Genomic DNA, 4,846 nt, shown 5'->3' with positions numbered 1-4,846 from the left:
ACTAACCCCCCATGGCCGCAAACTAAAGGGGACAGTATTTTGGAAGGCTCTAGAGGCTTCCTCCAAAGTACTGTCCCCTTAAATTTTTCCGCGTACAAGCATTTAGGCATAACTTTCGTTTACATCGACCTCTCTGGCATCCCCCCAGAGATTCTCCAGGTCATAATACTCCCTCTCCTCCGGGCGAAAAACATGTAGTATGGTGGAGCTGTAGTCCATCACCGCCCAGCTCCCTTGCTCCAGGCCCTCTATCCGCGAAGGTGATATGTCAAATTCCTTCAGTCTTTCTTGTACCAATTCAACGATACTTTGTACCTGCACCCGGCTTCGGGCCGTAGCAATTACAAAATAATCAGCAATTATGGTAAGCTCGCTCACATCCAAAATTACCACATCAACAGCCTTCTCGTCCAAACAAGCCGCGGCAACTGCTTGGGCCAATTCCTCTTCGTTTAGCAAAAACAACCCTCCTAATTTAAGTAAAATACAGCTCAGGCCAATAACACTAACAGCATATATCTGATACTCCATACCCTGCTAAACCCAGGTACCGGTGAAGTTCATAAGGAATAGGGCATAAGGTTATAAGCAAGAAGATTAACTCCGTATTCTTAAAAAATGATTTCTGGCCTCAATGGTACGGGGGTGTAAAATCCGCCCTCGATCCAGGCAGTATTTTATTGTTGATTCTAGCCCAAACAACATAGCTTCGTCAAGGTCACGGAAGCTAAGGCACTTTAGCCTCTCCAGACCAGGAAAATCCCGCCCCGGTTCAATCATATCGGCCAGATAGATAATCTTATCCAACTCACTCATGCTTGTAAAACCCAGAGTATGCCGGCTGATAGCCGTTAGGACCTCCTCATCTTCAATACCCAAATCCCTTTTCACCAAAAAAGCCCCTACTGGTGCATGCAGAAGATCCGGAACTTCGCGGTCAACTTCATCCTCAATTAAATTATTCTCCTCCGCCAGCGTTAAGAGTTCCTGACCCGATAAGCCCTTGGCATAGTCATGCAATAGCGCGGTCAGGTATACCTTTTCTAATTCTAGTTCATATTGTCCAGCCATTTGTAATGCAGTTTCCGCCACCTGCAGCGAATGCTGAAAGCGATTGGGTGATAGCCTTAGTTTAACAGTATTTATAAGTTGCTGCCTATCTCTTTGCATATTTATCCCCCCGGTATAAACCCTGTTTAAAAATATATTCCTCCACCTCGGGCGGCAACAGGTATTTTATAGGTTTCCCTGCAGCTACCCGTTGCCTGATATCACTGGAGGAAATATCGAGCCCGGGAATCTCCATCTGCAGCATTCTATCCCAAATAATATCCGGGAGCCTGCTCAGAGCCGGTTCACTTCGCTGAATCTTATATCCGGGACGGGTGACCACTATGAAACGGCAGAGCTCCGCCAATCGCTCCGGTTCTTTCCAGCTATGCATAAAAAACAGCGAGTCGGCTCCAACTATAAAGAAAAATTCCACCTCGGGGTATTTTCCCTGAAAGTAAGCCAGGGTATCAACCGTATAGGAAAGCCCTCTCCTCTCCACCTCCACTGGGGATACTTCCAAACGGGGATTTGATTTTATCGCCATCTCTACCATCTGATAACGATGTGCAGCAGATAAAACCTGTCCCAATTCCTTGTGCGGGGGACTGGCTGCAGGTATTAGCAGAACTTTGTTCAATTTATAATTGTGGCAGGCATATTCAGCAGCAATAAGATGCCCGTAGTGAATCGGGTCAAAAGTACCTCCCAGTATTCCCAGAGATCTAATCTTCGCCAATTTAACCACCTGCCCGCATTATTCCCAATTCATAATAACCGCGCCCTTAAGAAAATGCAAATCCTTACTCCACTGCAAAAAACCCTTTTTGTTGCAAAAGGGTGGCATGAATATACAAAATGCTGGCGAAGGTGAAAGCGGGCGCTCGAAGACCGCCCTTACAATGCCTTGCAGCCGCTATTAAGGTTGTTGCGCCTGATTCGGAACGACACGGGGGTCGTTCCCTACATAGCCTGCGATCGCTTTTAAGGTTGCACCCTGCGGGCACTTCTGATGCTCCCTGCGGTTGCTATTAAGCTAGCTGAGCGGTATATTTATGCACACTAATGCATATTTATTACTTTTTGCACTAAAGTACCTGAATTTAATATATCTTTCCCTGGGCCGGCAAAAACTTTATAATAGAAATGATTGTGTTTCAAACAGATAGATAGAGAGGGAAAACATGCTCAAAAAATTGGCACTCACTTTTCACAACCAGGGCCTGCGCAGTTATATAGAACTGGATCTCTGCGCCGAGTGCCCGCGCCAGGATGACAAAGGCTGTTGCGGCTACTATTCCCCAGTCTTTTATCCCTGTGATTTCGCTTATCTTCTCCAGCATAAACCCGAGGTTTTGGATTATATATTCAGCCTAGATAATCTCACCATACTTGACGCTTCAGTAACCGTTAATAACCGCCCGGAAGGACAGAGCTACCGCTGCAGTTTTCACTCCAAAACAGACGGTTGTCTACTCCCTCAGGCTTTGCGGGAATCGGTCTGCCGCCATTTCGTCTGCCCAGGCGTAGCCTGGGAAAAGGAGGGGAAGCTGGCTCATTGGAAAGAATTTTTTTCTGCACTGACCGATTATGAAATAGAATTGAACAACCGAATAGCTGGTATTCTGAAAGAAAAAGGCCTGAGCTTGAGGGAGGAGAAAAGGAGAGATGAGTTTCTGGCCGAATTGTTGATTCATTTTGAACAGGAAACCGCAACTACAGCTCCTTTCCTGGCTAAATGTCCTTCATTGGAGAAGTATTTCCTGTTTCGAGAACTCCAGTATGGAACTGACTGGCCCCTCTAAGCTATAATATAATCACAGGAAATAATATTAATTCTACAGAATAATTATGAGGAAAAATAAACATGGGAGGCAGTTTAATGGAATGGGATGCAAACAATAAGATATTTGACAATGTGCTGGAAGTTATCGGCAGAACACCCATGATAAGATTAAATAAAATGGGAGAGGGCTTAAAACCGGATATCTGTGCCAAGCTGGAATATGTGAATCCCAGTGGCAGTTTGAAGGACAGAGTGGTGCACAAGATTGTTGAAGAAGCAGAAGAGCGGGGAGACTTGAAGCCCGGTATGATTCTCCTGGAAGGCACCACCGGCAATACAGGAATTGCCGCTGCCATGGTAGGGGCCGCCAAAGGCTACCGGGTAATAATAGTAATGCCCGAGGGTATGAGCGACGAAAGGAAGAAGACTATATCCGCCTATGGCGCTGAGCTGGTACTGACCCCGGGGGCTGAAACCGATGTTGACCTGGTACTGGAAGAAGTAAAGCGCATAAAGCAGAAATATGGTGAACAGGTTTTTGAAGTGGGCCAATTCTACCGCGAGGATAATCTTTTGGCCCACATCGACAATACCGCACCGGAAATCTGGGAGCAGACAGCCGGAAATTTGGATGTTTTCATTATGTGCCAGGGAACCGGCGGTACGGTTACCGGAACCGCCAAATACCTGAAAGAGAAGAACCCCGCTATCAAAGTATATGTATCCGAGCCGGAAGACTCTCCCATTCTGGCCTGCGGCCGTATCGGGCAGCATAAGATTCAGGGCATAGCTGACGGCTTGATTCCGGAAATTCTCGACCTGCAGTATATAGATGGCATCGTACTGGTCAGCTCCGATGAGGCTCTGGAAACCGCCCGGCAGATGGCCCGAAAAGAAGGGATCTTCTGCGGTTCTTCTTCCGGAATTAATGTAGCTGCCGCCAAAAAAGTAGCTAAAAAATATCCCGACATGCAATGCATAGTTACTATAATCAATGATAATGGCCTGCGTTACCTATCTACCGAGCTATGCGGCACCATGCCTGAGCGACAGCTTTTAGACCGGGAATACCAACTGAGCCAGGAGGACCTGGATAAGCTCGCTCGCTATAACTTTGAGATTATTATTTAAACTTCATATCTGGCCGGGGGCATCTGACAAAAGGACCATCCCCGGTCAGATACCCTGGTCTTCCCGCAGGGAGTGGCGGTAGAGAAAGATTATCCAGACTACCACCGACCACAATCCGGCTATGGCCAGGGTTACCACCACTTCTGAGGGTCTAAAGCCGGCCGATACCCGGCTAATTCCCAGCAATAGCAAAACCAGGAGCCCACTCAAAAATTTCACCAGTTTTTCTTTCCGCCACAGGGTTTTTCTACTGGCCGACAGCCAGATAATATAGCAAGCCCAAAGAGTGTTTATCAGAACTCGGGTGGGGTGGGTAAAAAGATGGGAACTGAAGGGATTAAGGCTGTAGTTCTCCATTATTATGTGGTAAAACCCCCAGAGTACCGTACTGGAACCAATCAGAGACAAGAATAGGAAAACCACACTTTCCCATTTTTCCTTCCGTAAAAATAGATAGCTGCTAAGTATCACCAGAAGAAACAACACCCAGCCATTGAAAAGCCAATCCACCGTTTCCCAGGCCGGTCCGATTACCGGTGCAAATAATTGATTAAGAACCTGGTCGGTATTAAATAAACGATTGTTTAAAATATCTTTAATGGAGCCCGCCAGGAAAAAGCTTAGAAAGGCTCCGCTCCCCAATGCTATTAGCCATTCCCCCAGTAATTGCAACCTGGGTCCCAGTATTCTTCCCTTACTCAAATGGGCCCACCAGGCTTTATCCCTTAAACTAGCAAAGAGGTTGCGCACGCTTTGTCGTTTGAAGAAAAGCATAAGTAGAATAATTATCACAGATATAACTATAGTGCTAAGCCAGCCTGAATTCTGGGTTATAAAAACTATCGCCTGCTCGCCTACGCTCATTATCAGAATCGCTTC

The 4,846-nt window shown here is 46.5% G+C and carries 6 protein-coding genes; 2 read left to right on the top strand and 4 right to left on the bottom strand.

The genetic code is table 11. From position 1 onward, the window contains the following. Nucleotides 1–102: 102 nt before the first annotated feature. From rsfS to nadD, 3 genes are all read right to left on the bottom strand, one after another. Entirely contained in the window at nucleotides 103–459 is a 357-nt protein-coding gene (gene rsfS / locus PHP87_RS10650) for a ribosome silencing factor (RefSeq protein ID WP_299921185.1), read from the bottom strand. A gap of 138 nt (nucleotides 460–597) precedes the next feature. Further along, nucleotides 598–1,170 (bottom strand): bis(5'-nucleosyl)-tetraphosphatase (symmetrical) YqeK, encoded by a 573-nt coding sequence (yqeK, locus tag PHP87_RS10645; RefSeq protein WP_299921183.1) that lies wholly within the window; start codon nucleotides 1,168–1,170, stop codon nucleotides 598–600. Beyond that, nucleotides 1,157–1,789, bottom strand: coding sequence for a nicotinate-nucleotide adenylyltransferase (gene nadD, locus PHP87_RS10640; protein WP_299921180.1), 633 nt, complete (start codon nucleotides 1,787–1,789; stop codon nucleotides 1,157–1,159). The genes yqeK and nadD overlap by 14 nt, the downstream gene beginning before the upstream one ends. Before the next feature lie 445 nt (nucleotides 1,790–2,234). Between nadD and PHP87_RS10635 the strand changes: the two genes are divergently transcribed. Next, nucleotides 2,235–2,855, top strand: a complete 621-nt coding sequence (locus PHP87_RS10635; protein WP_299921178.1) for a hypothetical protein — start codon at nucleotides 2,235–2,237, stop codon at nucleotides 2,853–2,855. A 77-nt stretch (nucleotides 2,856–2,932) separates the two neighbouring features. Then, nucleotides 2,933–3,967, top strand: coding sequence for a PLP-dependent cysteine synthase family protein (locus PHP87_RS10630; RefSeq protein WP_299921176.1), 1,035 nt, complete (start codon nucleotides 2,933–2,935; stop codon nucleotides 3,965–3,967). A 45-nt stretch (nucleotides 3,968–4,012) separates the two neighbouring features. On the opposite strand, the gene PHP87_RS10625 is transcribed toward PHP87_RS10630, so the two are convergent. Next, nucleotides 4,013–4,846, bottom strand: an 834-nt coding sequence (locus PHP87_RS10625) for a hypothetical protein (protein WP_299921174.1), incomplete at its 5' end; no start/stop codon positions are given.

Origin of the sequence: Syntrophomonas sp., assembly GCF_028707975.1 — a bacterium.
Lineage (GTDB): Bacteria > Bacillota > Syntrophomonadia > Syntrophomonadales > Syntrophomonadaceae > Syntrophomonas.
Note: the sequence above shows the minus strand (reverse complement) of the source record. Positions and strands in the feature narration are given on the sequence as shown.